At 57.1% G+C, this 26,246-nt stretch carries 25 protein-coding genes and 1 other annotated feature; of the genes, 13 read left to right on the forward strand and 12 right to left on the reverse strand.

Going from position 1 to position 26,246, the window contains the following annotated elements; all coding sequences use genetic code 11:
• Positions 1–2 precede the first annotated feature (2 nt).
• Positions 3–1,799 (reverse strand): allophanate hydrolase, encoded by a 1,797-nt coding sequence (gene atzF, locus E0E17_RS10035; protein ID WP_130833934.1) that lies wholly within the window; start codon positions 1,797–1,799, stop codon positions 3–5.
• 279 nt (positions 1,800–2,078) lie between these two features.
• Between atzF and sltY the strand changes: the two genes are divergently transcribed.
• Together sltY and trpR are read left to right on the forward strand one after the other, a co-directional pair.
• Complete coding sequence (gene sltY, locus E0E17_RS10040) at positions 2,079–3,998, forward strand: murein transglycosylase (protein WP_130835511.1); 1,920 nt, start codon at positions 2,079–2,081, stop codon at positions 3,996–3,998.
• A gap of 44 nt (positions 3,999–4,042) precedes the next feature.
• On the forward strand, positions 4,043–4,378 hold the full coding sequence (gene trpR, locus E0E17_RS10045) for a trp operon repressor (RefSeq protein ID WP_130833935.1): 336 nt from the start codon (positions 4,043–4,045) through the stop codon (positions 4,376–4,378).
• Here the strand turns inward: trpR and yjjX are convergent.
• Positions 4,350–4,871: an inosine/xanthosine triphosphatase gene (gene yjjX / locus E0E17_RS10050; RefSeq protein ID WP_130833936.1), complete on the reverse strand. Its 522-nt coding sequence runs from the start codon at positions 4,869–4,871 to the stop codon at positions 4,350–4,352. The two genes, trpR and yjjX, sit on opposite strands and share 29 nt — an antisense overlap.
• A 47-nt stretch (positions 4,872–4,918) precedes the next feature.
• Between yjjX and gpmB the strand changes: the two genes are divergently transcribed.
• Positions 4,919–5,566 (forward strand): 2,3-diphosphoglycerate-dependent phosphoglycerate mutase GpmB, encoded by a 648-nt coding sequence (gpmB, locus tag E0E17_RS10055; protein WP_130833937.1) that lies wholly within the window; start codon positions 4,919–4,921, stop codon positions 5,564–5,566.
• Between the two features lie 43 nt (positions 5,567–5,609).
• On the opposite strand, the gene arnF is transcribed toward gpmB, so the two are convergent.
• From arnF to robA, 8 genes are all read right to left on the reverse strand, one after another.
• On the reverse strand, positions 5,610–5,981 hold the full coding sequence (arnF, locus tag E0E17_RS10060) for a 4-amino-4-deoxy-L-arabinose-phosphoundecaprenol flippase subunit ArnF (protein ID WP_337587006.1): 372 nt from the start codon (positions 5,979–5,981) through the stop codon (positions 5,610–5,612).
• On the reverse strand, positions 5,978–6,301 hold the full coding sequence (gene arnE, locus E0E17_RS10065) for a 4-amino-4-deoxy-L-arabinose-phosphoundecaprenol flippase subunit ArnE (protein WP_130833938.1): 324 nt from the start codon (positions 6,299–6,301) through the stop codon (positions 5,978–5,980). The genes arnF and arnE overlap by 4 nt, the downstream gene beginning before the upstream one ends.
• Positions 6,298–7,959, reverse strand: a complete 1,662-nt coding sequence (gene arnT / locus E0E17_RS10070) for a lipid IV(A) 4-amino-4-deoxy-L-arabinosyltransferase (protein WP_130833939.1) — start codon at positions 7,957–7,959, stop codon at positions 6,298–6,300. The genes arnE and arnT overlap by 4 nt, the downstream gene beginning before the upstream one ends.
• A 4-nt stretch (positions 7,960–7,963) precedes the next feature.
• Positions 7,964–8,860, reverse strand: coding sequence for a 4-deoxy-4-formamido-L-arabinose-phosphoundecaprenol deformylase (gene arnD / locus E0E17_RS10075; RefSeq protein ID WP_130833940.1), 897 nt, complete (start codon positions 8,858–8,860; stop codon positions 7,964–7,966).
• A complete protein-coding gene (gene arnA, locus E0E17_RS10080; protein WP_130833941.1) occupies positions 8,857–10,839 on the reverse strand; it encodes a bifunctional UDP-4-amino-4-deoxy-L-arabinose formyltransferase/UDP-glucuronic acid oxidase ArnA in 1,983 nt (660 codons plus the stop codon). The genes arnD and arnA overlap by 4 nt, the downstream gene beginning before the upstream one ends.
• Entirely contained in the window at positions 10,836–11,819 is a 984-nt protein-coding gene (gene arnC, locus E0E17_RS10085) for an undecaprenyl-phosphate 4-deoxy-4-formamido-L-arabinose transferase (protein ID WP_130833942.1), read from the reverse strand. The genes arnA and arnC overlap by 4 nt, the downstream gene beginning before the upstream one ends.
• Position 11,820: 1 nt before the next feature.
• The gene (arnB, locus tag E0E17_RS10090; RefSeq protein WP_130833943.1) at positions 11,821–12,960 is read right to left on the reverse strand and encodes a UDP-4-amino-4-deoxy-L-arabinose aminotransferase; all 1,140 of its coding nucleotides are present in this window, start codon (positions 12,958–12,960) and stop codon (positions 11,821–11,823) included.
• Positions 12,961–13,493: 533 nt separating this feature from the next.
• Entirely contained in the window at positions 13,494–14,375 is an 882-nt protein-coding gene (gene robA / locus E0E17_RS10095) for an MDR efflux pump AcrAB transcriptional activator RobA (RefSeq protein ID WP_130833944.1), read from the reverse strand.
• Positions 14,376–14,572: 197 nt separating this feature from the next.
• On the opposite strand from robA, the gene creA reads away from it, so the two are divergent.
• Positions 14,573–15,046, forward strand: a complete 474-nt coding sequence (gene creA, locus E0E17_RS10100) for a protein CreA (protein ID WP_130833945.1) — start codon at positions 14,573–14,575, stop codon at positions 15,044–15,046.
• Between the two features lie 43 nt (positions 15,047–15,089).
• Here the strand turns inward: creA and arcA are convergent, their stop codons facing one another.
• A complete protein-coding gene (arcA, locus tag E0E17_RS10105) occupies positions 15,090–15,806 on the reverse strand; it encodes a two-component system response regulator ArcA (RefSeq protein WP_130833946.1) in 717 nt (238 codons plus the stop codon).
• A 308-nt stretch (positions 15,807–16,114) separates the two neighbouring features.
• Between arcA and E0E17_RS10110 the strand changes: the two genes are divergently transcribed.
• The 6 genes from E0E17_RS10110 (at position 16,115) to thrC (ending at position 22,140) form a co-directional block, all read left to right on the forward strand.
• Positions 16,115–16,390 (forward strand): hypothetical protein, encoded by a 276-nt coding sequence (locus E0E17_RS10110; protein WP_130833947.1) that lies wholly within the window; start codon positions 16,115–16,117, stop codon positions 16,388–16,390.
• 25 nt (positions 16,391–16,415) lie between these two features.
• On the forward strand, positions 16,416–17,120 hold the full coding sequence (locus E0E17_RS10115) for a tRNA/rRNA methyltransferase (RefSeq protein WP_130833948.1): 705 nt from the start codon (positions 16,416–16,418) through the stop codon (positions 17,118–17,120).
• 182 nt (positions 17,121–17,302) lie between these two features.
• Positions 17,303–17,374: a thr operon leader peptide gene (gene thrL / locus E0E17_RS20620; RefSeq protein WP_130835513.1), complete on the forward strand. Its 72-nt coding sequence runs from the start codon at positions 17,303–17,305 to the stop codon at positions 17,372–17,374.
• Positions 17,310–17,429: a sequence feature (Thr leader region), on the forward strand. It overlaps the preceding gene by 65 nt.
• Positions 17,430–17,455: 26 nt before the next feature.
• A complete protein-coding gene (gene thrA / locus E0E17_RS10125; protein ID WP_130833949.1) occupies positions 17,456–19,918 on the forward strand; it encodes a bifunctional aspartate kinase/homoserine dehydrogenase I in 2,463 nt (820 codons plus the stop codon).
• A 2-nt stretch (positions 19,919–19,920) separates the two neighbouring features.
• Positions 19,921–20,850 carry a homoserine kinase gene (gene thrB / locus E0E17_RS10130; protein ID WP_130833950.1) on the forward strand — a complete coding sequence of 310 codons (930 nt, stop codon included), beginning with the start codon at positions 19,921–19,923 and terminating at the stop codon, positions 20,848–20,850.
• A 3-nt stretch (positions 20,851–20,853) separates the two neighbouring features.
• On the forward strand, positions 20,854–22,140 hold the full coding sequence (gene thrC, locus E0E17_RS10135; RefSeq protein ID WP_130833951.1) for a threonine synthase: 1,287 nt from the start codon (positions 20,854–20,856) through the stop codon (positions 22,138–22,140).
• A 35-nt stretch (positions 22,141–22,175) separates the two neighbouring features.
• On the opposite strand, the gene yaaA is transcribed toward thrC, so the two are convergent.
• Entirely contained in the window at positions 22,176–22,949 is a 774-nt protein-coding gene (gene yaaA, locus E0E17_RS10140) for a peroxide stress protein YaaA (protein WP_130833952.1), read from the reverse strand.
• A gap of 211 nt (positions 22,950–23,160) precedes the next feature.
• Between yaaA and tal the strand changes: the two genes are divergently transcribed.
• The 3 genes from tal to E0E17_RS10155 all read left to right on the forward strand — a co-directional run bounded on the left by tal (position 23,161) and on the right by E0E17_RS10155 (position 26,231).
• Positions 23,161–24,114, forward strand: coding sequence for a transaldolase (gene tal / locus E0E17_RS10145; protein ID WP_130833953.1), 954 nt, complete (start codon positions 23,161–23,163; stop codon positions 24,112–24,114).
• Positions 24,115–24,227: 113 nt separating this feature from the next.
• The gene (gene mog, locus E0E17_RS10150; protein WP_130833954.1) at positions 24,228–24,815 is read left to right on the forward strand and encodes a molybdopterin adenylyltransferase; all 588 of its coding nucleotides are present in this window, start codon (positions 24,228–24,230) and stop codon (positions 24,813–24,815) included.
• Positions 24,816–24,929: 114 nt separating this feature from the next.
• Complete coding sequence (locus E0E17_RS10155; protein ID WP_130833955.1) at positions 24,930–26,231, forward strand: MFS transporter; 1,302 nt, start codon at positions 24,930–24,932, stop codon at positions 26,229–26,231.
• Positions 26,232–26,246: the final 15 nt, after the last annotated feature.

The raw sequence follows: 26,246 nt of genomic DNA on the forward strand, positions 1-26,246 counted from the left end.
GATTAGTTACTCTCCTGTGAGGCGAGCCAGTTACGCCAGCCGCCAAATTCGGTGATTTCCAGCGCGTTGTTCAGCGCTGCGGCTTCACAAATAAACCCTTTCACGAGACGACCATCCGTCAGCGTCAGGTTGCCAATGCCGAGCGGCGGCGGGATTTCCGCAACAAACTCGCCGAAGCGCGCCAGCGGGATATCCCACAATTCCACCTGAATGGCCCTGCCGCTCTCCGCCCGCATCAGGCCCGGCTTTTTAATCGGGCCATCAGGGAGGGCGTACAGACGGTAGTGGCTGGCGGTTTGCGTCTGTTCCACCAGCACCGCATCGCGGGTGGTGAGCTGGAAGTTGAGCGGCATCCCGCTCAGGTGAGCGCCCACGACCGCCACGCGTACGTGGGCATCTGAGGGCGGTAACGGGCGAGGCTGTGCAGGTCGTTTTTTACCCGTGGCGCCGGACGGCAGCGCCATCTGCTGTTGCCAGCGCAGCGCAAAGCTCGCCAGCGCCCGGTCATGCCAGGCGGGGGCGATGAATGTAATCCCTGCCGGCAGGCCGTCGGCACGGAAGGGCGCAGGCAGCGCCAGCGCCGCCAGATCGGCAAGGTTGGTAAAATTGGTGTAGGTACCGAACTGTGAGTTGTAACGCACCGGTTCCTGCTTTATCTCTTCCAGCGTATGGATGGTGGGGGAGGTTGGGACCACCAGGGCATCGAACGGCGCCAGGCTTTGCTGGATCTGGCGACTCAGTTCAGCGCGCAGATACTCCGCCCGATAGGCATCGACGGCGCTGTAGTTGCGACCGCTGGCGATAATGCTGTGCACCACCGGGTCCATCTCCTCCGGGCGATCCAGCATCTCGCCGACGGCCGCGGTGCGTTCTGCAACCCAGGGACCGTAATAGAGCTGCCCGGCCAGCTGATGAAAAGGGGTAAAGTCGATGGGATGCAGCGTCGCACCGCACTCCTCTAACGCCTGCAGCGCGCGCGCCCAGGCCGCTTCTGCCAGGGTGTCGTCAAAAAACGGCGGGTTGGCCGGGATGGCAAAACGGGGTTGTGCCTGCAGGCTGGCGGGGGCGGTCATCGGGTTGACGCGCGCGTAGGGATCGCTGTCATCGTAGCCGCCCGCGGTACAGGCGACGGTAAAGGCATCTTCCACCGTCAGGGCAAACACCGACAGGGTGTCGTTGAGGCGACAGGCGGGCACGACGCCGCAGGTGGAAAGCCAGCCTTTGGTGGGTTTCAGGCCCACGATATTGTTAAAGGCGGCGGGAACGCGGCCGGAGCCAGCGGTATCGGTGCCGAGGGCAAAAGCCACCAGCCCACGCGCCAGCACCGAGGCTGAGCCGGAGCTGGAGCCGCCGCTGACATAATCGGGATGAAAGGTATTCGGCACAGCGCCCCAGGGAGAGCGGGTGCCCACCAGACCGGTCGCGTACTGGTCGAGGTTGGTTTTGCCGATGACGATGGCCCCGGCGGCCTTCAGGCGGGCCACGGCAAACGCATCCTGCTGCGCGATATAAGTAAAGGCCGGACAGGCGGCGGTGGTCGGCCAGCCCGCCACATCAATATTATCTTTTACCGCAAAAGGCACGCCAAACAGCGGCAGATCGTCCGGATGACGCAGATAGCGGATCAGCAGGGGCTCAATCTGTGCGCGCAGCTGGTCGGGGGTCGCCAGTGTAATCCAGGCCGTATCGTTGTGCGTTAAGTCAGCGAGATGCGCCTCCAGCAGGGCATAAACCTGATGCGGATCCTGTTGGTAGCAGCGTTGCCAGTCATGAAGCGTGAAACCAAATGTTGAGGCCATGTCATGAATTCCATCTGGTATACAAGATAGAATCCCTTAAGCAAGGCGTGTGCCATATTTACAGAGCCTTAATAACCGGACTTTTTTTGCTGAAGCATAAGTTTTTCTGATGATAATTTGCACAGCTGCAGCGCAGAGGGTGAACAATATCAGTGCGCTGCGCAGCCTTTTTTGCCGCTTTGGTAAATTTTGTGAAGAACATGGCAAGAGCGGGAACGCCTGGTTAGCATGAAGAAAGCCTGGCACAAAGCCGGACAGCGTTATAAAGAGGAGAGCGTAGTGGAGAAGTGGCGTAACTGGATAACGGGACTCTGTCTGATCGGTGCCGCAGGTAGCGCGAGTGCCGACTCGCTGGACCAGCAGCGGCAGCGTTATCAGCAAATCAAACAGGCCTGGGACAACAATCAAATGGAGACCGTCGCGCAGCTGATGCCCACGCTGCGTGATTATCCGCTCTATCCTTATTTAGAATATCGCCTGCTGGCGCAGAACCTCGATCAGCAGACGCGTCTGGCCGTGAGCAATTTCATTCAGCAGTATCCGACCTTACCGCCAGCCCGTTCCCTTTCGTCACGTTTTATTAATGTGCTCGCCTGGCGTCAGGACTGGCAGGGAGTGCTGAGTTTCAGCCCACAGGAACCGACGCCGGTGCAGGCGCGCTGTAACTGGTACTACGCCAAATGGGCCACTGGTCAGCAACAGGCGGCCTGGGAGGGCGCGAAAAGCATATGGCTACGCGGGACGGCGCTGCCAAACGACTGTGACAAACTCTTTTCCGCCTGGCAGGCGGCAGGCGAGCTCTCGCCGATCACCATTCTGGAGCGCATTCGCCTGGCGATGAAAGCGGGCAACGATAGCCTGGTAAGCTATCTGGCTAAAATGCTGCCCGCCGATTATCAGACCATGGCAAATGCGATCCTGACGCTGCAGAGCGATCCTCTGTCGATCGAGAGCTTTGCCCGCAGCGTCGGGCCTACCCCTTTTACCCGTCAGGCCACCACGCTCGCCTTTGCGCGCGTGGCGCGTCAGGATATGGAAAATGCCCGCGCCATGATCCCGACGCTGGTACGTCTGCAGCAGATGGATCGATCCGATGAGCAGGCATTGAAAGAGATCGTTGCCTGGCGTCTGATGGATAAAACTGTGACCTCTGAGCAGGCGCGCTGGCGTGACCGCGTGGTGATGGAGAGCGAATCTACCGCGCTGATCGAACGCCGCGTGCGTCTGGCGCTGGGCAACAGCGATCGACGCGGCCTGAACACCTGGATTGCCCGTCTGCCGGTAGAAGCGAAAGAGAAAGATGAGTGGCAATACTGGCAGGCGGATCTGCTGCTGGAGCAGGGGCGCAACGAGGAGGCAGAAGAGCTCCTGCGCAAGCTGATGCAGGCGCGCGGTTTCTATCCGATGGTGGCGGCGCAGCGGCTGGGCGTCCGCTATCCGTTGCAGGTGGTGGAAGCGCCCAAACCTGACGGTTCGCTGGTGCAGGGTGCGGAAATGGCGCGCGTGCGCGAGCTGATGTTCTGGGGACTGGATAACCTCGCGCGCAGCGAGTGGGCCAGTTTGATTAACAGCAAAACGCGCGCGCAGCAGCAGATGCTGGCCCGTTACGCCAGTGAGCAGGACTGGTGGGATCTGAGCGTGCAGGCGACCATTACCGCGAAGATGTGGGATAGCCTGCGCGAGCGCTTCCCGCTCGCCTGGCGCAGCCTTTATCAGCGCTTCACGGAAGGGAAGAGCATCCCGCAGAGCTACGCCATGGCGATTTCCCGCCAGGAGAGCGCATGGAATCCGAAAGCGCGTTCGCCGGTGGGAGCGAGCGGTCTGATGCAGATAATGCCAGCCACCGCCAGCCATACCGTAAAGATGTACGATATTCCCGGCTATGTGAACAGCAGTCAGCTGCTGGATCCGCAAACCAATATCCAGATCGGCACCCAGTATCTGGAGCATGTCTATCAGCAGTTTGGTCAGAACCGCATTTTTGCCTCGGCGGCCTATAATGCCGGCCCTTCGCGCGTGCGGACCTGGCAAGGCAACAGCGGTGGACGGCTGGATGCCGTGGCTTTTATCGAAACCATACCCTTCTCGGAAACCCGCGGCTATGTGAAAAACGTGCTGGCTTATGACGCCTACTATCGTCATTTTATGGGGCAGCCCGCTAATATCCTTACTGACAGCGAGTGGAATCGCCGTTACTGACTGTGCTATGCTTCCGTACTCGCTAATGAGTACGGAAGCCCGCCATGACCCAATCTTTCATCCCAGCCGATCGTTCACAACCCGAAGCTCGCTGGCTGCGCTTTATCGAGCTGATGCAGCACGCCTTTGCTGACGGGCATGCGTTGCCGCTGCTGCAGTTAATGATGACCGCAGATGAACGCGAGGCTTTTGGTACCCGCTTGCGCATTATTGAGGCGTTAATGAGCGGTGATATGAGCCAGCGCGAGCTGAAAAATGAGCTGGGGGTGGGCATCGCCACCATTACGCGCGGCTCAAACAGCCTGAAAGAGGCGCCTCCCGAGCTGAAACGCTGGCTTGAGGCGCATCTGCTTACTGCTGCTGATAAAGCGGATGAGTAAAGGGACAGAGCGCGAGGATCAGCGCCTGATGATAGACGCTGGAGCGGCTCAGCAGACCATGGGTAAACGCGCCAATCGCCCCTCCTTGTTGCCGGATATTTTCTTCTCCGGTCAGGCGGGCCATCTCATCGCCCAGTTCCGCTCCCGCCTGTAATCCTGCCAGTACCACCGCTGGCAGAGGAAAGCTGGCAGAACGTGATTCGCCGCGCCGCCGGGCATTTTCAATCACTATCCACGCAAAGGCGCTCTCTTCTTCCATCCCCGCTTCGATCGCGACCCAGAAGTCGGCGTCTGGCCGTAGCTGGCGCGCATGCAGCACGCGTTGCCGTGCGCCAGTTCGCGTTTCATGATTGGTCAGCGGCTGGGCTGATACGCCGCTCTCGACCTCGACCCCCTCAATGTGGCAGGATCCTGCGCCGAAAACGTCGTTGAACGCCTGCGCGATGGCGCGAATTTTTGCCGGATTAAGGGTGGCTGCGACAACCTGGTACATACTTACGTCCTCAGGACACATTTGTCGCAGTATAACGGAAATCAAACATGCTACAGGTCTATCTTGTTCGTCACGGTGAAACGGTATGGAATGCGGCGCGTCGTATTCAGGGGCAGTCAGACAGTCCGCTGACGGAAAAAGGTGAGCTGCAGGCGCATCAGGTCGGCGAGCGCGTCAAGGCGCTGGGTATCACCCATGTCATCACCAGCGATCTGGGCCGAACCCGGCGCACGGCGGAGATCATTGCCGACGCCTGCGGCTGTACGGTCACGCTGGATGCGCGTCTGCGTGAGTTAAATATGGGGGTGCTGGAACAGCGCCCTATCGATGGCCTGACGGCAGAAGAGGAGGGCTGGCGACAAACGCTGGTCAACGGCACGGAAAATGGCCGTATTCCGCAGGGCGAGTCGATGGCGGAGATGGCGGCGCGCATGCATGAAGCGCTGAATGCCTGCCTGCATCTGCCAGCAGGCAGCCGACCGTTGCTGGTGAGCCATGGCATGGCGCTGGGCGTGTTGGTGAGCACCATTCTCGGCCTGCCGGCACATGCGGAACGGCGTCTGCGTCTGCGCAACTGCTCTCTGTCGCGGGTCGATCATCAGCAGAGCGCCTGGCTGGCGTCCGGCTGGGTGGTGGAGATGGCGGGGGATATCTCGCATCTTGACGCCCCGGCGCTCGACGAACTGCAGCGCTGAGAAAACGGTGCTGCCCCGGCCCGGACAAGCAACGGGCGGGGGACTAGCGCCGGCAGATCAGCACCAGCCCGGCTACCACCGTGAGGAGACCCGCCAGTTTTGCCAGACTGAACCCTTCCTGCAGCCAGGGTAAACAGAGGGCAAAAATGCCTACCAGCACATAGCTCAGGCTGAGCAGCGGGTAGACTTTGCTGAGCGGGAGACGGCGCAGCGCCAGATACCAGCAGCACATCGACAGGGCATAGGCGCACAGGCCGCCCAGCAGCACCAGCAGGCCGCTGGTGCTGGTTTGCAGCGCAGACAAAAAGCCGCGGTTCCACGCCAGCGGGGGAAACTGCATCATCGCCCACTTCAGACTGAGCTGCGCTACGCTGACCAGCAGTACGCTGCCTGTCGCCCACAGATAGCCGATCACAGCGCTCCTCCGGCCAGCATAACGCCGATAACGATCAACATCACTCCCGGCCAGTAGCCGTCAGCGATCGGTTCCTGCCAGAGCGCGCGGGCCGCCAGCGGCACCAGGATAAAGTTCAGGCTCAGCATGGGATAAGCAACACTGACATCGACGCGTTGCAGCACCAACAGCCAGAGCAGCAACCCTGCCGTCAGCAATATCAGACTCAGTCCGAGCCACAGCCGCTGATGGCGGCGGCCCGCCTTCTGCGTCGCCTGTTTCTGGCACAGCTGAGCGCCAGAGCTCAGCAGGCTGACCAGAATAATCAGCAGGGGCGTCATGGCCGCGGGTCATACTCCAGCAGGAGAAAGCGGCCCTGTTGCGTGCGGCGATCCGCAGGCGGAAGCAGATCCTCCTCCTCCGCCTGTTCGCGCGGCACCAGTAACAGCAGCGCGATTTTCCCCTGCTGGCGATGCTCAGCCAGCCAGGCGGCAAACGCTTCCCGCGCCACATAGCGTGCTTTCCCCTCCGGATAGCGGAGGCCGTAATCCAGTTCGCCAGCCTGATCGTAAAGGTGGATATCGCTGCGTTGCAGCTCCCAGGCCAGCCCTGCGCCGACGCCAACGTTATTGGTCAGGATAAAGCGACTGCTCTCCAGCTGCGGACGCACGGCAGCGATAAAGGCCTGTGGCTGTTTCGCGTTGATTACCTTGTCCGGAATGGCTGATCCCACGAACAGGGCCAGACCCAGCGGACAGAGTGCCGCCCAGAACCACCGTTTGGCGCTGTTGCGCAGGGTAAACAGCGCGATGCCCGCCCAGCAGGCAAAAGCCAGGCAGCCAGCCACCACTTTGCGCGTTTCATGTGCGCTGTACAGTGTGTAGCGGGGCGGCCCCCAGGGGGCGAGCACGCCGCCGACCAACAGCAGGCAGAGCAGACCAAACAGCAGATTGATCGCGCTGTTGATGCGTAACGTTTTTGCCCCCGTCTGCGCCAGCTGTACAGCATGCTGCGCCAGCAGGATCGCCAGTGGCGCAAAGCAGGGCAGAATGTAGGTTAACAACTTGCCCTTCGCGCAGCTGAAAAACAGCAGCGGCATCACCACCCAGCCAAGCAGGTACAGCGTACCGCTCTGTGCCTGACGCCCCTGCCAGCCATGTCGCAGCGCCCCGGGCAGCAGCCCGAGCCACGGCAGGCTCCCGACAATCAGGATCGGCAGGTAATACCAGAACGGCGCTTTATGCTGGGCATCCTCATCCGCGAAGCGCTGAATATGCTCAACCCAGAAGAAATAATGCCAGAAATCCGGCTCAGCGCGGGCAATCGCCAGCGCCCAGGGCAGGCTAATCAGCAGGGCGCTTAACATGGCCAGCGGAGCGAACAGCAGCACCTCTTTTCCACGCTTTTGCCCGATCACCCAGGGCAGGACCGCAATAACCGGCAGCGCCAGCGAGAGAAACCCTTTGGTGAGCACGCCCAGACCGCAGGCCACGCCGGTCAACAGGTAGCCGCCCGCTTTCCCGCGCGCTGTTTTTGCCGTGGCTGCCAGCCAGAAACTGCACATGGCTGCCGTCAGCCAGAGGGTGATCATGGGATCCAGTACCGCATAGGTGCCGACGCCATATACCTCTAAACAGCTGAGAAAGATCACGGCGGCCAGCACGGCGACGGTTTTATCGCGCCACAGGCGGAAAGCGAGCCAGCCGGTCAGTAATGCGCTGAGGGTGATGGAGAAAACGGCGCCGAAACGCACCGCAAAGTTGTGATGGCCAAAAATCAGCTGACTGAGATTGTTTATCCAGTAGCCCAGCACCGGTTTTTCAAAGTAGCGCAGGTCCAGGAAGTGCGGCACCACCCAGTTGCCTGACGCCAGCATCTCCCGGCTGATCTCCGCATAACGCGTCTCGTCAGGCTGCCACAGGCTGCGCCATTCCAGCGGCAGCAGATACAACAAGGCAAAGCCGACCAGCAGGCTGATGGCATATTTTGCAGATTTCATGACATTACGATCCGACAGGTTGTTGGCAGCCCAGCCAGCCTTCCCGGCCCGGGATAGTCTGGCGCACAATGCGGCTTTTCGGCAGCGTGGTGAGATCCGCAGGCAGCAGGGCGCTGAGCGGGCAGAACGTAATGCCCTCGGCGCGCGCCAGTGTCAGCAACTGGTGGAAAGCGGTCTGCAGCTTCAGGCCTTCAACTTCGGCATGAATGGTATAAACCGGCGTTCCGCTATCCTGATGCATTTTATCCAGAATAAAGCGGTTGTAGCCGCTCTGGCTGACCTCGCGGTTAATCACCTCATCCCAGGTAGGCAGCGTCACCGGGATTTGCACCGTTGCCTGGCGCCCGTCCGCCATCACAGGCATAAAGGGCGCAATTCCACGACAGTCGCTGTTGTAGCGGAACGGGAACGCCGACTTCGCCCGTAGCACACGCTCATCGGCGCGCCAGCCAGCCGCGGCTGAGCAGCGCACCGGCTGTCCGGTGATGCTCTGCAGTGCGTCCATGCCCAGACGGATCTGGTTTTCCAGCTGTTGCTGGTCCCAGACGCCCGCCCGGCGCTGCCAGGCGTGATGATCCCAGGCGTGCAGCCCGACTTCATGCTGCGCCGCCGTTGCCGCGATCACCTCTGCATTGCCCGCACCGATAAGGCGTCCTGGCCATGCGCTACCCGCCAGCATAATCTCCCGCCCATAGATCGAAACGGCATTCGATCGCAGCATCTTCCACAGGAAGCGGGGCTTAAACAGCCGCCACAGATGCCGCCCCATGTTGTCCGGTCCGGTGCTGAAGAAAAAGGTTGCCTGGATGGCGTGGGCGCGCAGTATCTCCAGCAGGTTGGGCACCCCTTCCCGGGTGCCGCGCCAGGTATCCACATCAATACGCAGACCGACTTTTTTCATGAGGCCGGTCCTGTCTGCCGGGCGCTTTGCAGGAAGAAATCCAGCGTTTCATGAATGGTTTTTTCCAGCCCTACCTGCGGCGTCCAGTCCAGCAGGCGCTGCGCGTTGCGAATGCTCGGCTTACGGTGTTCCACATCCTGATAACCTTTGCCGTACCAGGCGCTGCTTTCAACTTCGCGGAAACCGGCAAAGGGCGGGAACTGACGGCGCAGCGGATGCTGCTCAAAGCTCTGCAGTAGCAGCTCAGCCAGTTCCTTAATACTGGCTTCGTTGTCCGGATTGCCAATATTGATAATGCGTCCGTCGCAGTTATGGTTTTTATTCTCAATAATGCGGAACAACGCTTCAATGCCGTCACTGATGTCGGTGAAGCAGCGTTTTTGCTTACCGCCGTCGATGAGTTTGATCGGCGAGCCCTCGACCAGATTGAGGATCAGCTGAGTAATGGCGCGCGAGCTGCCAATACGCGCCGCGTCCAGGTTATCCAGACGCGGGCCCATCCAGTTAAAAGGACGGAACAGGGTGAAGCGCAAGCCTTCTTTCTCGCCATAGGCCCAGATCACGCGGTCAAGGAGCTGCTTGGATACCGAGTAAATCCAGCGCTGCTTGTTAATGGGGCCGACAATCAGGGGGGAGCGCTCTTCATCAAAGTTTTTATCGGTACACATGCCGTACACTTCGGAAGTGGACGGGAAGATAACGCGTTTTTTGTACTTCACGCAGTCGCGGATAATTTTCAGGTTTTCCTCGAAGTCGAGTTCAAAAACACGCAGCGGATTACGGGTGTACTCAATGGGCGTCGCAATCGCCACCAGCGGCAGCACGATGTCGCATTTCTTGATGTGATATTCGATCCACTCCGAATGGATGCTGATATCCCCTTCCACAAAGTGGAAGCGATCGTTGTCGAGGAAGCGGCGAATTGCATCCGCGCTGATATCCAGCCCATAAACTTCGTAGCGCGCATCTTGCAGCAGGCGTTCGGTCAGGTGGTTGCCGATAAATCCGTTCACGCCGAGGATCAGCACCCGGGTCAGGCGCTGCACCGCCGCCACCGGTTTGCTGTTGAGAATGGCGCCGCTCACCAGACCCAGCGATTGCGCAAGCTGGGCACCCTGCATATAAATGCTGTTTTCAGCCTGGCCGGCGACAATTTCCAGCGCGCCACGGCCGCAGGCAATTACCAGCGGGTTTACGGAAATCACCGTGCCCGCTTTCGCCCCGCTGCTGTCGTCCAGCACCCGGCTTTTCCAGACGATAAATTTATTGCTGCCCACGTAACTGAACGCGCCTGGCCAGGGATCGGTGAGTGCACGCACCAGATTATGTGCGTCTTGCGCCGCGCCTTGCCAGTTAATGACGCCATCCTGCGCGCTACGTGCGCCGAAGTAGCTGGCCTGACGCTCATCCTGGGGCGTCTCCTGCACGTCACCGCTTTTAAGTGCCGGCAGGGTCGCTGCTAACAGCGTTTGCGCCGTGGCGCAGAGTTTGCGATGCAGCGTCAGCGCCGTATCTTCCGGGGCGATAGCGACGCGCTGTTGGGCGATGATGGCACCGGCATCCGCTTTTTTTACCATACGGTGCAGGGTCACCCCGGTTTCGGTTTCGCCGTTCACCAGGACCCAGTTCAGCGGGGCGCGGCCACGGTATCCAGGCAGCAGTGAACCGTGCAGATTAAAGGCACCCGCGCGCGCGCAGTTCAGGATCGCCTCGCTCAGCAGGTGACGGTAGTAGAAAGAAAAAATCACCTCCGGCTGGCTGGCTTTGATGCGATCCACCCAGAGCGGATGATTCACATCATGGGGCGCAAAGACCGGAATGCCATATTCCGCCGCGGTACGCGCGACGGAGCCAAAGAAGTGGTTCTCGCCCGCTTTATCGGGGCAGGTATAGATAGCAGCAATCTCATAGCCCGCAGCCATCAGCGCATGAATGCCCACGCAGCCCATATCGTGATAGGCAAAAACAACAGCTCTCATTTTTGATCTTCCCTGGCAGGTAAAAAGGTTTCACTACTCACCACGCGCTGAATAAAGTAACGGGGACGCGCGCGCACATCGTTATAAATCCGGCCTATGTACTCTCCCAACAGCCCCATCCCGACAAACTGGGCGCCGATAAAGGTGAACAACACGGCGAACAACATAAAGACGCCGTCAGCAGCCCAGTGCGCGCCAAAAACCAGGCGTAGCAGCACCAGCAGTAGCGCCAGGGCAAAACCGGACAGGGCAATAATGCTGCCAACCACGCTCAGCATGCGCAGCGGGGTAGTCGTCAGACAGGTGACCAGGTCGTACATCAGATTAATTAAGCGCATCACGCTGTATTTCGACTGACCAAACTGACGCCCGGCATGGGGCACCAGAATCTCTGTGCTGTGGCGGGCAAAGCTATGGGCGAGAAGCGGGATAAAGGTGCTGCGTTCATGACAATGCAACATGGCGTCAATCACCGGGCGGCGATAAGCGCGCAGCATACAGCCATAATCCCCCATCCCTTTGCCGGTGGTACGTTGAATAAGATGGTTAATCATCCTTGAGGCATAGCGGCGAAATCCGCTGTCCTGACGCTGCAGGCGCACGGAACCCACCACGTCGTAACCCTCTTCCGCTTTTGCCACCAGGCGCGGGATCTCTTCCGGCGGGTTCTGCAGATCGGCATCCAGGGTGACAATCAGATCGCCGCTGGCATAGCTAAAGCCCGCCATCAGCGCGGCATGCTGCCCATAGTTCCGGTTCAACAGGATGGCGATCATGTGACTCTCCGCCGCTACCGCCGCTTCGGTCAGCATCGCGGCAGAATGATCGCTGCTGCCATCGTCCACCAGCACGATTTCATAGGCGCACTGGAGTTGCTGACATGCCACTGAGGTACGGCGCAGCAGTTCTGGCAGACTCTCCTGCTCGTTATAAACCGGGATGACCACAGAAACTTTTTTAACGGGCGCTGGCATTATCATCTTAATTTCCTGCTATTTCATGTAATGCGTTAATGACGCGGGCAATATCATCGTCTGTCATGCCAGGAAACAGCGGGAGTGAACATATCCTTTCGCTGTTCCATTCACTGTCGGGTAATTGCAGACGCGGGAAACGTTCGCGGTAATATTTCTGGGTATGAGCGGCACGAAAATGTAATCCGGTGCCGATGCCGCGTGCTTTTAATGCATTCATCAGGCCGTCGCGTGAAACAGCGCAGCGCGTTTCATCCACACGAATAATAAACAGATGCCAGGCGTGCTGATGTTCCCATTCCGGCAGGGAGAGCGGCAGGAAAGGAGTATTGACCAGCGCCGTCAGATAGCACTGCGCAATTTCTTCGCGGCGGGCATTTAATTGCGGCAATTTGCTGAGCTGCACCCGGGCAATGGCCGCATTAATATCCGCCAGGTTATATTTGTAGCCGGGATAAATTACCTCGGCCTGGGGAGCCCGGCCATAAAGCTGACGATCAAAGGCGTCCACGCCCAGACCATGGAATTTCAGGCTGCGGATGCGCCGGGCCAGTTGTTCATCGTCGGTCACCACCACCCCACCTTCGGCGCAGGTGATATTTTTGATGGCGTGCAGGGAGAAAATGGCCGTGCCCGTGGCGCCAACGTGCTGGCCTTTATATCGCGTTCCGATGGCATGGGCGGCATCTTCAATTACCGGAATGCCGTGACGTGCGCCGATAGTGCGTATCGCGTCGATATCCACCGGCGCGCCGGCGTAATGTACCGGAATAATCGCTTTCGTGCGGGCGGTAATCGCAGCTTCGATCGCGGCTGGCGTCACCATTAAGGTATGGCGGTCGACATCAATCATGACCGGTGTTGCGCCGAGCAGCACAATCATATTCAGTGTGGAAACCCAGGTCATGGCTGGCGTAATCACCTCATCCCCCGCCTGTATGCCGGATGCCATCAGCGTCACGTGCATCCCGGCGGTGGCAGAACTGACGGCGATCGCATGCTGGTTGCCGGTTAACTGACAAAATGCCTGTTCCAGCGCCTGGTTTTGCGGGCCCGTTGTAATCCAGCCAGATTGTAAGACTTCAGTCACTGCAGCGATTTCTTCCGCGCCGAATGCCGGACGTGAAAAAGGCAGAAAGTCATTCATTACCTGGATTCCTTATTCAATGGGGCAGGGGCAGTAAGCAGGCAGAATGATGAACGCGCGCAGTTAAATGAAAATTCAACGTTCAGAATAATCTTAAGCGCAAGATTAAGACTTTCGGTGATTTTATTTTTAAATCTTTGAAATGGTTGTCTGTTGCTGTTTTCAATAAAATAAAAATGGGCGATATTTGCAAGAAACAGGCAGCATTTGTTTTTACCAGCAGGCCAGCATGGGTGTTGGGATAATCATCGCGTGAGAAATTTTGTTGATGGCGGGTTAATAGCGTTTTCTTTTTTTAACAGGAAGTGTCAAGCCTGAGAACAAAAATGAAATATCATCAGACAATGCGGGAAAATAACCGGAATACATGCTGTCAGGTTAACAGACTTTATCTGCTGTCACTCCGGAATAGCGAAAGGAGAGCGAAAATGGCGGCGTGGTTGGGTATTGACCCGGCTGCGAAAGCGGCCTCACCATGAGGCCGCTGAGCGTACACCGATTACCGGAAGAAGATCGTCGGCAAGGACGTTTGCTTATTGTGCTATCTGGCGGCGGATAGGGATCAGATATTCACAACGAATCTCTTTGGGGGGCTCTCTGTGCTTTTTGCCGCCGTGGGTGTAGAAACGCTCGATATCCTGGCCCTCACGGCGCGTAAGCGCCAGCGTCGGCATGCAGGTGCCATAAAGCAGCAGAATAAACTCCTGCAGCCCATGGCGCGGGCCGGAATAGGTGAACTGGACATAATCACCCGCTTCCAGAATCACACTCTGCCCGGAGTGCATATTTTTCACCGTGGGATCGGCGGGCACGGCCGTGGTATAGAGAATTTCCTGTTCATCATCCCGCTCCTGACTGGCGCGCACCTGATGCAGGCCATACAGAACCGGCGGCACGGTATCGGTCTCCAGCAGGAACTGCTGCCAGAAATGGACGCGCATCTCGTCACGGAAGCGGGAAATCTGCTCCAGGGTACAGCTGTAGGTTTGCGTTTGCCCCACCAGCACCGTTTCCGGCAGCGTGACAAAGGTGGGTTCGGGCAGCGGCTCATTGTCGAGGCGAATCGGCGGGCGAATGCCGTAAGAGTTCCACTCCGAGGCGCGCCGATACCAGGCCGGAGTCTGGTTAAACTGCTTTTTAAACGCACGGGTAAAAGTCTGCTGCGAGTCAAAGCGATACTGCAGAGCGATGTCAAGAATCGGTCGGCTGGTCAAACGCAGCGCTACCGCCGCTTTTGACAAACGGCGGGCACGAATATAGGCTCCGATAGCATGACCGGTAACCTCTTTAAACATCCTTTGCAGGTGCCATTTCGAGTAACCCGCTTTCACGGCTACGTTGTCCAGCGACAGCGGCTGATCCAGATGGCTCTCCAGCCAGACAAGCAAATCGCGAATGATACCGGCTTGGTCCATAAAACATCCTCATAACACTTTGAAGGCGCAGCTAAACGAAGTTGTCGAATAATAGCACTATATGCACCAAAGACAGGGGCGGTTTTGTCTGCGTGAATGTGCTATATCAATGCGGGTAAAACCCGTCAGAGTCAGGTCAACACGGATTTTGGACGGTACATTACAATTTCATCTATTCCATTTGCAATGGTAACGCCATGACAATATCTCGCTTTCTTCCTGCCATCCTCACCACTTTGCTCTTTTCTGGCGCACTCTATGCTGAAGAGATCGGCTCAGTAGATACAGTATTCAAGATGTTCGGACCCGATCATAAAATCGTGGTGGAGGCCTTCGACGACCCTGACGTAAAAAATGTAACCTGTTATATCAGTCGGGCAAAAACCGGCGGTATCAAAGGGGGATTAGGCCTGGCGGAAGATACTTCTGACGCGGCGATCTCCTGTCAACAGGTTGGCCCGGTGGAGCTCAGCGAGAAGATTGCCCAGGGTAAAGCTCAGGGCGAGGTAGTATTCCGCAAGCGCACCTCACTGGTTTTTAAGAAGCTGCAGGTTGTACGCTTCTTTGATAAAAAACGCAACGCTCTGGTTTATCTTACCTATTCGGACAAGGTGGTGGAAGGCTCACCGAAAAATGCGCTGAGCGCGGTGCCGCTGATGCCGTGGCACTGAGAGCAGGGGCAAAAACGCCCGGACGGGCGTTTTGTGAGGCAGCTTAATCCTGCATATCGCCACTGAAGCGGTAACCTTCGCCGTGAATAGTGGCGATGATTTCCGGCGTATCCGGCGTTGATTCAAAATGTTTGCGAATACGGCGGATAGTCACGTCAACGGTACGATCGTGCGGCTTCAGTTCGCGGCCGGTCATCTTTTTCAGCAGGTCTGCACGAGTCTGAATTTTGCCCGGGTTTTCGCAGAAGTGCAGCATTGCGCGGAATTCGCTGCGCGGCAGCTTGTACTGTTCGCCATTCGGGCTGATCAGTGAACGGCTGTTAATATCCAGCTCCCAGCCGTTGAACTTGTAGCTCTCAATCTGCTTACGCTCTTCATTCGGCATTGCCAGATTCATGGTGCGCGACAGCAGGTTGCGGGCACGAATGGTTAACTCACGGGGATTAAACGGCTTGGTAATGTAATCATCCGCGCCAATTTCCAGACCCAGAATCTTATCCACTTCGTTATCACGTCCGGTAAGGAACATCAGCGCCACATTCGCCTGCTCGCGCAGTTCACGCGCCAGTAACAGGCCATTTTTGCCTGGCAGGTTGATATCCATAATCACCAGATTGACGTCATTGTCAGTAAGCACCTGATGCATCTCAGCACCATCGGTCGCTTCATAAACCACGTAACCTTCCGCCTCAAAAATACTTTTGAGGGTGTTACGTGTGACGAGTTCGTCTTCAACGATAAGAATGTGCGGGGTCTGCATGTTTCGCTACCTAAAATTTGCCAACAACTCGAAAACAGGACGTACAGCGGTTGTTGCTTTTCCAGCATGGCGGCTTGCCGCTCGCAACCAGTGCACGAAATTATGTTATTGATACACCATCCATCAACGTCAACTACCGTGTGAGTTCATCCGGTCCGGATGAATTCTGTCTGCCCCGGTAATGTCTGGAATGGCGCTTATCTTAACTACATTAACAGCCACCTAACAGCACCAACTACAACCGATAAGCATAAAAACAACGCTTCGTTGACTTATATCAAATGCAATTGTAGCACGTTAACACTTTTGTGAAAAACTTCTCAAGGAAGGCCAGCTTAGCCCACAGCAAGCGCTTTTTTCGCCGCTTTACCGCGCCGGGAAAAAAACTGCAGTTAAATACAGGAAATGTAGGGGCTAATGGATTGAAAAGAAAGTTTTTTAATGAGAAATTTACGGATAAATTTGCGCTTATTATTTCTATCCCGTTAAAAGCGCTATTTTGTGATCTCTTATTTGCGAATGACATGGCTTTGCTTTGCTTCGCCATCTGTCTTTTCCTGACCGCCCGTGCCAACATAGTGTAATAAGTGTTTAACGCCTGGAAGAAACATGCATTTCCCTCTTATTCTTGTCTCCCCCGCCCGTCCAGAAAATATTGGCGCTGCCGCGCGTGCCATGAAGACCATGGGTTTTAGCGAACTGCGTATTGTGGCCAGTGACGCCTGGCGCGATCCCGCGGCGCGGCGCGTCGCGCATGGGGCGGGGGAGATCCTCGACCATCTGCGCACCTATGACACCCTGGAGGCGGCGCTGGCTGACATCGATTTTTCTGTCGCCACCACCGCGCGTAGCCGGGCGAAATTTCGCTACTATGCCACGCCGCAGCAGGTAGAAACCATTCTGCAAGAGAAGCGTCACTGGGTAAAAAGCATGGCGTTAGTGTTTGGCCGTGAAGATAGCGGTCTGACGAATGAGGAGCTGGCGCAGGTGGATCTGCTGACCGGTATCCCAATGGCGCAGGATTATCCCTCGTTAAATCTGGGCCAGGCGGTGATGGTGTACTGTTATCAGCTGTCGGTGTTCAACCAGGTAGTGGCTGACAGCGAGCCCGCGGCGGATGGACAACAACTACAGGCGCTGCGTCAGCGCTTCCATCAGCTGCTGACGCGTCTGGCGGTCAGCGATGACCAGAAAATGGTCGACTGGCTGGATCAGCGCCTCGGCCTGCTCGAACAGCGCGACAGCGCCATGCTGCATCGTCTGCTGCATGATGTTGAAAAAAATCTGGCAGATAATTATCCGGTGGAAAAATGAGTTTTCAGCGTCTCATCCGGCAAAAAAAGCTGCCGGCAAAGTATCACCGCTGATTTAGCAACCGGCGGCGCAGCAGTGCGCAGCCGTGCCCGTGGCGGCCACCGACAAATTCATTGACTTAGCATGCGCTTTGCTTTAATTCTGAAAAGCAGAGAGAGTTACAAAAGAAAGAACAAATTGTCATGCGTAAAAACAGCCTGAACACTACCACCATTATTACCACCACCATTACCACAGGTAACGGTGCGGGCTGACGCATACAGAAAAACAGAAAAAAGCCCGCACCTGACCAGTGCGGGCTTTTTTTTCGGCAAAAATTCAGGAGAATTTTAAACATGCGAGTGCTGAAATTCGGCGGAACCTCGGTAGCAAATGCGGAACGTTTTTCCCGTGTCGCCGATATTCTGGAAAGTAATGCGCAACAGGGCCAGGTAGCCACCGTGCTCTCTGCACCGGCAAAAATTACCAATCATCTGGTTGCGATGATTGAAAAAACCATCAGTGGCCAGGACGCAACGCCGAATATCCACGACGCCGGGCGCATTTTCGCCGAACTGCTGCAGGGGCTGGCGGAGCAGCAGCCGGGATTCGCACTGGATCGCCTGCAGGCTCAGGTGGAGCGGGAGTTTGCCCAGCTGAAGCAGATGCTGCACGGCATCAGTCTGCTGGGGCAGTGCCCGGACAGCGTGAATGCGGCCATTATCTGCCGCGGTGAAAAACTCTCTATCGCGATTATGGAAGCGCTGTTACAGGCGCGCGGTCACAGCGTATCGGTGATCGATCCGGTAGAAAAACTGCTGGCGGTGGGGCACTACCTCGAATCCACCGTCGATATTGCCGAGTCAACGCGTCGCATCGCCGCCAGCCAGATCCCGGCGGAGAATATGATCCTGATGGCGGGTTTTACCGCCGGTAATGAACGCGGCGAGCTGGTAGTGCTGGGCCGCAACGGCTCAGATTACTCCGCCGCCGTGCTGGCTGCCTGCTTGCGCGCCGACTGTTGCGAGATCTGGACCGATGTGGATGGCGTCTATACCTGCGATCCGCGCCAGGTGCCTGATGCGCGCCTGCTGAAGTCGATGTCCTATCAGGAAGCGATGGAGCTCTCCTATTTTGGCGCGAAAGTGTTGCACCCCCGCACCATCGCGCCCATCGCGCAGTTTCAGATCCCCTGCCTGATCAAAAACACCAGCAATCCGCAAGCGCCGGGCACCCTGATTGGCGGCGAAGTGGACCAGGATGAAAGTCCGGTAAAAGGCATCACCAACCTGAATAACATGGCGATGTTTAACGTCTCCGGCCCGGGGATGAAAGGGATGGTCGGCATGGCGGCGCGCGTCTTTGCCGCGATGTCACGCGCGGGCATTTCCGTGGTGCTGATTACCCAGTCCTCCTCCGAATACAGCATCAGCTTCTGTGTACCGCAGAATGAGCAGACGCGGGCACGTCGCGTGCTGGAAGAGGAGTTCTATCTGGAGCTGAAAGATGGCCTGCTCGATCCCATCGACGTGATGGAGCAGCTGGCGGTGATCTCGGTGGTGGGCGACGGTATGCGCACCCAGCGCGGCATCTCAGCGCGCTTTTTTGCTGCGCTGGCGCGTGCCAATATCAATATCATCGCGATCGCTCAGGGCTCCTCAGAACGCTCTATCTCGGTAGTGGTGAGTAATAACGATGTCACTACCGGCGTGCGCGTGGTGCATCAGATGCTGTTCGCCACCGACCAGGTGATTGAAGTTTTTGTGGTGGGCGTCGGCGGTGTCGGCGGCGCGCTGTTGGAACAGCTGCATCGCCAGCAGTCATGGCTGAAGCAGAAACATATCGATCTGCGCGTGTGCGGCATCGCCAGTTCGCGCGCGCTGCTGACCAATGTCCATGGCATCGACCTCAGCAACTGGCGGGCCGCGCTGCAGGAGGCGAAAGAGCCGTTCAGCGCCGGTCGCCTGATGCGTCTGGCGAAAGAGTATCATCTGCTGAACCCGGTACTGGTTGACTGTACCTCCAGCCAGGCGGTAGCCGATCAATATGCGGATTTTCTCGCCGAAGGCTTCCATGTGGTCACCCCGAACAAAAAAGCCAATACTTCCTCCTGGAACTACTACCAGCAAATGCGCGCGGCAGCGGAAAAATCGCGCCGTAAGTTCCTTTATGATACCAACGTGGGCGCCGGTCTGCCTGTGATCGAAAACCTGCAGAACCTGCTGAATGCGGGTGATGAACTGATCAAGTTCAGCGGTATCCTCTCCGGCTCGCTCTCCTTTATTTTTGGCAAGCTGGACGAGGGCGTATCGCTCTCCGCCGCGACGCTGATGGCGCGTGAAATGGGCTTTACCGAGCCGGATCCGCGTGACGATCTCTCCGGGATGGATGTGGCGCGTAAGCTGTTGATCCTTGCCCGTGAAGCGGGACATCAGCTGGAGCTGAGCGACATTGAGATTGAACCTGTCCTGCCAGAAAGCTTCCGGGAAATTCCGGATGTCGAAACCTTTATGCAGCGCCTGCCGGAGCTGGATGATGAGTTTGCCGCGCGCGTTGCCAAAGCGCGTGATGAGGGTAAAGTATTACGCTTTGTCGGCGTCATCGAAGAGGATGGGGCATGCAAAGTCAAAATCGAAGCGGTGGACGGTAATGATCCGCTGTTTAAAGTGAAAAATGGTGAAAATGCGCTGGCGTTCTACAGCCGTTACTATCAGCCGATTCCGCTGGTACTGCGCGGTTATGGCGCGGGTAACGATGTAACGGCGGCAGGGGTATTCGCCGATCTGCTGCGCACCCTGTCGTGGAAGTTGGGAGTCTGATAATGATAAAAATTTATGCTCCGGCCTCGATAGGTAATGTCAGCGTCGGCTTTGATGTGCTGGGCGCGGCGGTCTCGCCGGTGGATGGCACCCTGCTGGGCGATTGCGTGACGGTGGAAGCAGCACCGACCTTTACGCTGAAAAATGCAGGGCGCTTCGTCAGTAAACTTCCGACTAATCCGCAGGACAATATTGTCTGGCAGTGCTGGTCGCGCTTCTGTGAGGCGATTGGCAAAAACGTACCGGTGGCGATGACGCTGGAGAAAAACATGCCGATCGGCTCCGGCCTCGGCTCCAGCGCCTGTTCGGTGGTGGCCGGGCTGATGGCGATGAACGAGTTCTGCGGCAAGCCGCTGAACGATACCGAACTGCTCCGTCTGATGGGCGAGCTGGAAGGGCGCATCTCCGGTAGCGTGCACTACGATAACGTCGCGCCGTGCTTCATGGGTGGCCTGCAACTGATGCTGGAGGAGAACGGCATTATCAGTCAGGCGGTGCCCGCCTTTGACGACTGGCTGTGGGTGATGGCTTATCCGGGCATCAAAGTCTCCACTGCCGAAGCGCGCGCTATTCTGCCTGCGCAATATCGCAAAGAGGATTGTATCAAGCATGGCCGTCTGCTGGCGGGCTTTATTCACGCCTGCCACACGCAGCAGCCGCAGCTGGCGGCGACGCTGATGCAGGATGTTATTGCCGAGCCGTACCGCACCAAACTGCTGCCGGGCTTCGCCGGGGCGCGTAAAGCCGCGCAGGATATTGGTGCGCTGGCGTGCGGTATTTCGGGCTCCGGCCCCACACTTTTCGCCGTTTGTAACCAGATGGAAACGGCTCAGCGGATGGCAGACTGGCTCCGTCATAACTATCTGCAAAACGATGAAGGCTTCGTCCATATCTGCCGTCTTGATACGGCTGGCGCACGTAAACTGGGATAATGCATGAAACTCTACAACCTTAAGGATCACAATGAGCAGGTCAGCTTTGCCCAGGCGGTAAAGCAGGGATTAGGATCGCAGCAAGGGCTGTTTTTCCCGCTGGAGCTGCCAGAATTTGAACTGACCGATATTGATGCCATGCTGGACATGGACTTTGTGACCCGCAGCAGCAAGATTCTCTCCGCTTATGTCGGGGATGAGATTCCGGCTCATCAGCTGGCGGAGCGGGTAAAAGCCGCTTTCGCTTTCCCGGCCCCGGTCGCGCAGGTAAGCGATGATATCGCCTGCCTGGAGCTGTTCCACGGGCCGACGCTGGCGTTTAAAGATTTCGGCGGCCGTTTTATGGCGCAGATGCTCTCTTATGTCAGCGGCAGCGATGAGCAGATCACTATTCTGACTGCTACCTCGGGCGATACCGGGGCGGCAGTGGCGCATGCTTTCTACGGCATGGAAAACGTGCGGGTAGTGATCCTCTATCCACAGGGCAAAATCAGTCCGCTGCAGGAGAAACTGTTCTGTACGCTGGGCGGCAATATTGAAACCATCGCCATCGATGGCGATTTCGATGCCTGCCAGGCGCTGGTGAAGCAGGCCTTTGATGATGAGCAGCTGAAAAAGGCGATCGGCCTCAACTCAGCTAACTCCATCAATATCAGCCGTCTGCTGGCGCAGATCTGTTACTACTTTGAAGCGGTTGCGCAGCTGCCGCAGGAAAAGCGTAACCAGCTGGTGGTGTCGGTGCCGAGCGGCAACTTTGGCGACCTGACGGCGGGCCTGCTGGCCAAATCGCTGGGTCTGCCGATCAAGCGCTTTATCGCTGCGACCAACGCCAATGACACCGTACCGCGTTTCCTGGGAAATGGCGCCTGGCAGCCGAATGCCACCGTGGCGACCCTGTCAAATGCAATGGATGTCAGCCAGCCCAATAACTGGCCACGCGTTGAAGAGCTGTTCCGGCGTAAAACCTGGCGTTTAACCGATCTCGCTTACGGTGCCGTCAGTGACGACACCACCAAAGATACGATGCGTGAACTGGCGCAAATCGGTTATGTCTCTGAACCACACGCGGCAATCGCGTATCGTCTGCTGCGCGATCAGTTGCAGGAAGGGGAGTATGGCCTGTTCCTCGGCACCGCCCATCCGGCGAAGTTCAGAGAGAGCGTAGAGGCGATTCTGGAACAACAGCTGCCGCTGCCTGCCGCGCTGGCTGAGCGGGCGGAACTGCCGCTGCTGTCGCACCTGATGGCGGCGGATTTCGCGGCGCTGCGTGCGTTCCTGCTGAAGAAATAACGCCAGGCGCCCTCAGATGAGGGCGCACCGGGCGATCACTGTTCGTGGCGTTTGAACACCAGCTCGTTTTCGCGGCTGGCTTCGGCGTCATAAAAATAGCCTTCCAGATCAAACTGCTTCAGCTGCTCCGGCTGGCTGAGGCGGTTCTGGATAATGTAGCGACTCATCAGGCCGCGCGCTTTTTTCGCATAAAAACTGATTACCTTAAACTTGCCGTTTTTCTCGTCGAGGAATACCGGCTTGAGCACCCGTCCCTGCACTTTTTTCGGCTGGATCGCTTTAAAATATTCATCGGACGCCAGGTTGATCAGCACATTATCACCCTGTTCCGCCAGCGCCGCGTTAAGCGTGGCGGTGAGCGTCTCTCCCCAGAAGGCGTAGAGATCTTTACCTGCCGGATTTGCCAGTTTGATCCCCATCTCCAGCCGGTAAGGCTGCATCAGGTCGAGCGGGCGCAGCACGCCGTACAGGCCGGAAAGGATACGCAGATGCTGTTGAGCAAAGGTGAAATCCTCTTCATTCAGACTCTCTACCTGCAGGCCGGTATAGACATCTCCTTTGAACGCCAGCACCGCCTGACGGGCATTATCCGGCGTGAAGGGCAGCTGCCAGCTGTTAAAACGTTCTGCATTCAGATGGGCCAGTTTGTCACTGATCTGCATCAGCGAGGCGATATGGGCCGGACTGAGATCGCGCGCCACATCAATCAGCTGTTGTGATTTTTCTGTCAGCGCAGGCTGTGTGTAACGTTGCGTTGCCAGCGGAGTGTCATAATCCAGGGTTTTGGCCGGTGAGATCACCATTAACATTGTTATTTCCTTTATAAACCTGCTGCTTTTTCAGGGCGATGGGGGCATTTTTTCCGCGATTTTACCAAAAAAGTGGTGCGAACTGGCAAATTGCAGCTATTTGCTCACGCTATCGCAAAGGGCACGGGAGCCGCTTGCGCGCCAGAAGCCGCATGTTATTATCGCAACAGCCTTTTTATTCCTGACAGTCAACCGAAGAGAAAACCGAATCATGACGGACAAACTTACTTCCCTGCGTCAGCTGACCACCGTTGTTGCCGATACCGGTGATATTGCTGCCATGAAGCTTTATCAGCCGCAGGATGCGACTACTAACCCTTCCCTGATCCTGAATGCCGCGCAGATCCCTGAATATCGTAAGCTCATTGATGACGCTATCGTCTGGGCACGCGATCAAAGCAGCGATAAAGAGGCGCAGATTCAGTACGCATCAGACAAGCTGGCCGTTAACATTGGTCTGGAAATCCTGAAACTGATCCCGGGTCGTATCTCTACTGAGGTTGACGCGCGTCTCTCTTATGACACCGAAGGCAGCATCGCCAAAGCACGCAGCCTGATCAAACTCTATAACGATGCGGGCATCAGCAACGATCGCATCCTGATCAAACTGGCTTCTACCTGGCAGGGCATCCGCGCAGCGGAGCAGCTGGAAAAAGAGGGTATCAACTGTAACCTGACGCTGCTCTTCTCCTTTGCGCAGGCGCGTGCCTGTGCGGAAGCGGGCGTATACCTGATTTCACCTTTTGTGGGTCGTATCCTCGACTGGTATAAAGCCAACACCGATAAAAAAGAGTATGCCCCGCATGAAGATCCGGGCGTGGTGTCCGTCGCTGAAATCTACCAGTATTACAAACAGCACGGCTATGAAACCGTGGTCATGGGTGCCAGCTTCCGTAATGTTGGCGAAATCCTTGAGCTGGCCGGCTGTGACCGTCTGACCATCTCTCCGGCCCTGCTGAAAGAGCTGGCAGAAAGCGAAGGCAGCGTAGAGCGCAAACTGAGCTACAACGGCGAGATCAAAGCGCGTCCGGCGAAGATGACCGAAGCCGAGTTCCTCTGGCAGCATAACCAGGATGCGATGGCGGTGGATAAACTGGCTCAGGGTATCCGTAACTTTGCCGTTGACCAGGGCAAACTTGAGAAGATGATTGCCGACCTGCTGTAAGGCAGCGGCTACCGTGGCGGCGCAGGCGGCCACGGTTTTTCTTCTCTGCAGTACCTGTCCCCGGCTTATTCTTCTTTATTTCCACCGCATGTCGGTGAATCGTAGTGAACATCATGAACAGATTACGCATTGGACTGATCTCCGTCTCAGATCGCGCCAGCAATGGCATTTATCAGGATCAGGGCATTCCCGCCTTACAGACATGGCTGAGCGAGGCGCTGATCACGCCCTTTGATATTGAAACGCGGCTGGTGCCGGATGAACAACCGATGATCGAGCAGGCGATCTGCGAACTGGTCGATGAGCTGTTTTGTCAGCTGGTGCTGACCACTGGCGGAACGGGTCCGGCGCGCCGCGACGTGACGCCCGATGCGACCCTGGCGGTGGCCGATCGTGAGATGCCCGGTTTTGGCGAACAGATGCGTCAGATTAGCCTGAACTTTGTCCCGACGGCCATTTTGTCGCGTCAGACGGGCGTGATCCGTAAACAATCGTTGATCCTTAATCTGCCAGGCCAGCCGAAATCGATCAAAGAGACGCTGGAGGGGGTCAAAGATGAGCATGGCAACGTGAAGGTGGCGGGTATCTTTGCCAGTGTACCTTATTGTTTACAGCTACTGGAGGGACCTTACGTCGAAACCCGTCCAGAAGTGGTAGCAGCATTTCGCCCGAAAAACGCCCGGCGTGAGATAAATAACTAAAAAAACGTTTTTTCAGGCATAAAATCCAGTGCCGCTGGTGGCTAAAAAGATTGACGGTATAGTAAGCGTAGCTTTACAACTCTCTTTCACTGGCCTCCGGAAGCTCGCACCGATATGGATTCGTTTAACGCTCTTCACCTTAATCGCCAGGATTATAAAACCCTGGCGTTAGCCGCCCTTGGCGGGGCGCTGGAATTCTACGATTTTATTATCTTCGTCTTTTTTGCTGCTGTGATCGGTCAGCTCTTCTTCCCGCCCGATATTCCCGAATGGCTGCGCCAGCTGCAGACCTTCGCCATTTTTGCTGCTGGTTATCTGGCGCGTCCGCTGGGCGGCATCATGATGGCGCACTTTGGCGATAAAACCGGGCGTAAAAAGATGTTCAGCCTGAGCATTTTATTAATGGCGCTGCCGACCCTGGCGATGGGCGCGCTGCCCACTTACCAGAATATCGGTCTGGCGGCGCCGGTAATGATGCTGCTGCTGCGCATGTTACAGGGGGCAGCGATTGGCGGCGAGGTGCCGGGGGCCTGGGTATTTGTTGCTGAGCATGTGCCGGAAAAACGCATTGGTTTTGCCTGCGGCACCCTGACGGCGGGACTCACGGCAGGCATCCTGTTGGGATCGGTGGTGGCAACGCTGATTACTAGTCATTTATCGCCAGAGGCGGTCGCGCAGTACGGCTGGCGTATCCCGTTCTTCCTCGGCGGCATTTTCGGCCTGATCGCCATGTATTTGCGGCGCTGGCTGCAGGAGACGCCGGTATTCCGTGAGATGCAGCAGCGCAAGGCGCTGGCGCAAAAGCTGCCGCTGCATACCATCTTTGCCAGCCATAAACGCGCTATCGCGGTTTCCATGCTGATGACCTGGCTGCTTTCCGCCTGCATTGTGGTGGTGATTCTGATGGCACCGACGCTGATGCAGAAACAGCACGCCATTCCGGCGGCGCTCAGCCTTCAGGCGAATAGTCTGGCCACGGTGATGTTGCTGCTGGGCTGCATTATTTCCGGCTTGCTGGTGGATCGCTTTGGTACTGCCCGCACCCTGATCTGGGGTTCGCTGTTGCTGGCGCTCGGCAGCTGGAACTTTTTCCACAGCCTGAATGGCGCACCTGCAGTGGTATACGTCAGCTATGCGCTGGCGGGACTCAGCGTCGGGGTAGTGGGGGTAGTACCGGTGATTATGGTGCGGGCCTTTCCTGCGCCGGTGCGTTTCACCGGCATCTCCTTTTCTTATAACGTCTCCTACGCCATTTTTGGCGGGCTGACGCCGATTTTTGTCACCCTGCTGTTACGTCTGACGCCAGTGGCGCCCGCCTGGTATGTGCTGGCCCTGGCGCTGAGCGGGCTGCTGGTCGGGCTCTGGTTGCAGAATGAGAAGCGCAGCCGCACGCTCTTAAGTGAAGTGAATCTCTGATCCGCTTAACGACGC

It is taken from the genome of [Erwinia] mediterraneensis (assembly GCF_900604315.1).
Lineage (GTDB): Bacteria > Pseudomonadota > Gammaproteobacteria > Enterobacterales > Enterobacteriaceae > Pantoea > Pantoea mediterraneensis_A.

Coding starts and splice junctions, on each gene's coding strand:
- arnD (WP_130833940.1), bottom strand. CDS start 8,860: ATGAAAAAAGTCGGTCTGCGTATTGATGTGGATACCTGGCGCGGCACC.
- arcA (WP_130833946.1), bottom strand. CDS start 15,806: ATGCAGACCCCGCACATTCTTATCGTTGAAGACGAACTCGTCACACGT.
- yaaA (WP_130833952.1), bottom strand. CDS start 22,949: ATGTTAATGGTGATCTCACCGGCCAAAACCCTGGATTATGACACTCCG.
- arnA (WP_130833941.1), bottom strand. CDS start 10,839: ATGAGAGCTGTTGTTTTTGCCTATCACGATATGGGCTGCGTGGGCATT.
- E0E17_RS10115 (WP_130833948.1), top strand. CDS start 16,416: ATGCATTTCCCTCTTATTCTTGTCTCCCCCGCCCGTCCAGAAAATATT.
- arnB (WP_130833943.1), bottom strand. CDS start 12,960: ATGAATGACTTTCTGCCTTTTTCACGTCCGGCATTCGGCGCGGAAGAA.
- thrC (WP_130833951.1), top strand. CDS start 20,854: ATGAAACTCTACAACCTTAAGGATCACAATGAGCAGGTCAGCTTTGCC.
- arnE (WP_130833938.1), bottom strand. CDS start 6,301: ATGACGCCCCTGCTGATTATTCTGGTCAGCCTGCTGAGCTCTGGCGCT.
- E0E17_RS10155 (WP_130833955.1), top strand. CDS start 24,930: ATGGATTCGTTTAACGCTCTTCACCTTAATCGCCAGGATTATAAAACC.
- atzF (WP_130833934.1), bottom strand. CDS start 1,799: ATGGCCTCAACATTTGGTTTCACGCTTCATGACTGGCAACGCTGCTAC.
- yjjX (WP_130833936.1), bottom strand. CDS start 4,871: ATGTACCAGGTTGTCGCAGCCACCCTTAATCCGGCAAAAATTCGCGCC.
- robA (WP_130833944.1), bottom strand. CDS start 14,375: ATGGACCAAGCCGGTATCATTCGCGATTTGCTTGTCTGGCTGGAGAGC.
- trpR (WP_130833935.1), top strand. CDS start 4,043: ATGACCCAATCTTTCATCCCAGCCGATCGTTCACAACCCGAAGCTCGC.
- arnC (WP_130833942.1), bottom strand. CDS start 11,819: ATGATAATGCCAGCGCCCGTTAAAAAAGTTTCTGTGGTCATCCCGGTT.
- creA (WP_130833945.1), top strand. CDS start 14,573: ATGACAATATCTCGCTTTCTTCCTGCCATCCTCACCACTTTGCTCTTT.
- mog (WP_130833954.1), top strand. CDS start 24,228: ATGAACAGATTACGCATTGGACTGATCTCCGTCTCAGATCGCGCCAGC.
- thrA (WP_130833949.1), top strand. CDS start 17,456: ATGCGAGTGCTGAAATTCGGCGGAACCTCGGTAGCAAATGCGGAACGT.
- thrB (WP_130833950.1), top strand. CDS start 19,921: ATGATAAAAATTTATGCTCCGGCCTCGATAGGTAATGTCAGCGTCGGC.
- arnT (WP_130833939.1), bottom strand. CDS start 7,959: ATGAAATCTGCAAAATATGCCATCAGCCTGCTGGTCGGCTTTGCCTTG.
- tal (WP_130833953.1), top strand. CDS start 23,161: ATGACGGACAAACTTACTTCCCTGCGTCAGCTGACCACCGTTGTTGCC.
- gpmB (WP_130833937.1), top strand. CDS start 4,919: ATGCTACAGGTCTATCTTGTTCGTCACGGTGAAACGGTATGGAATGCG.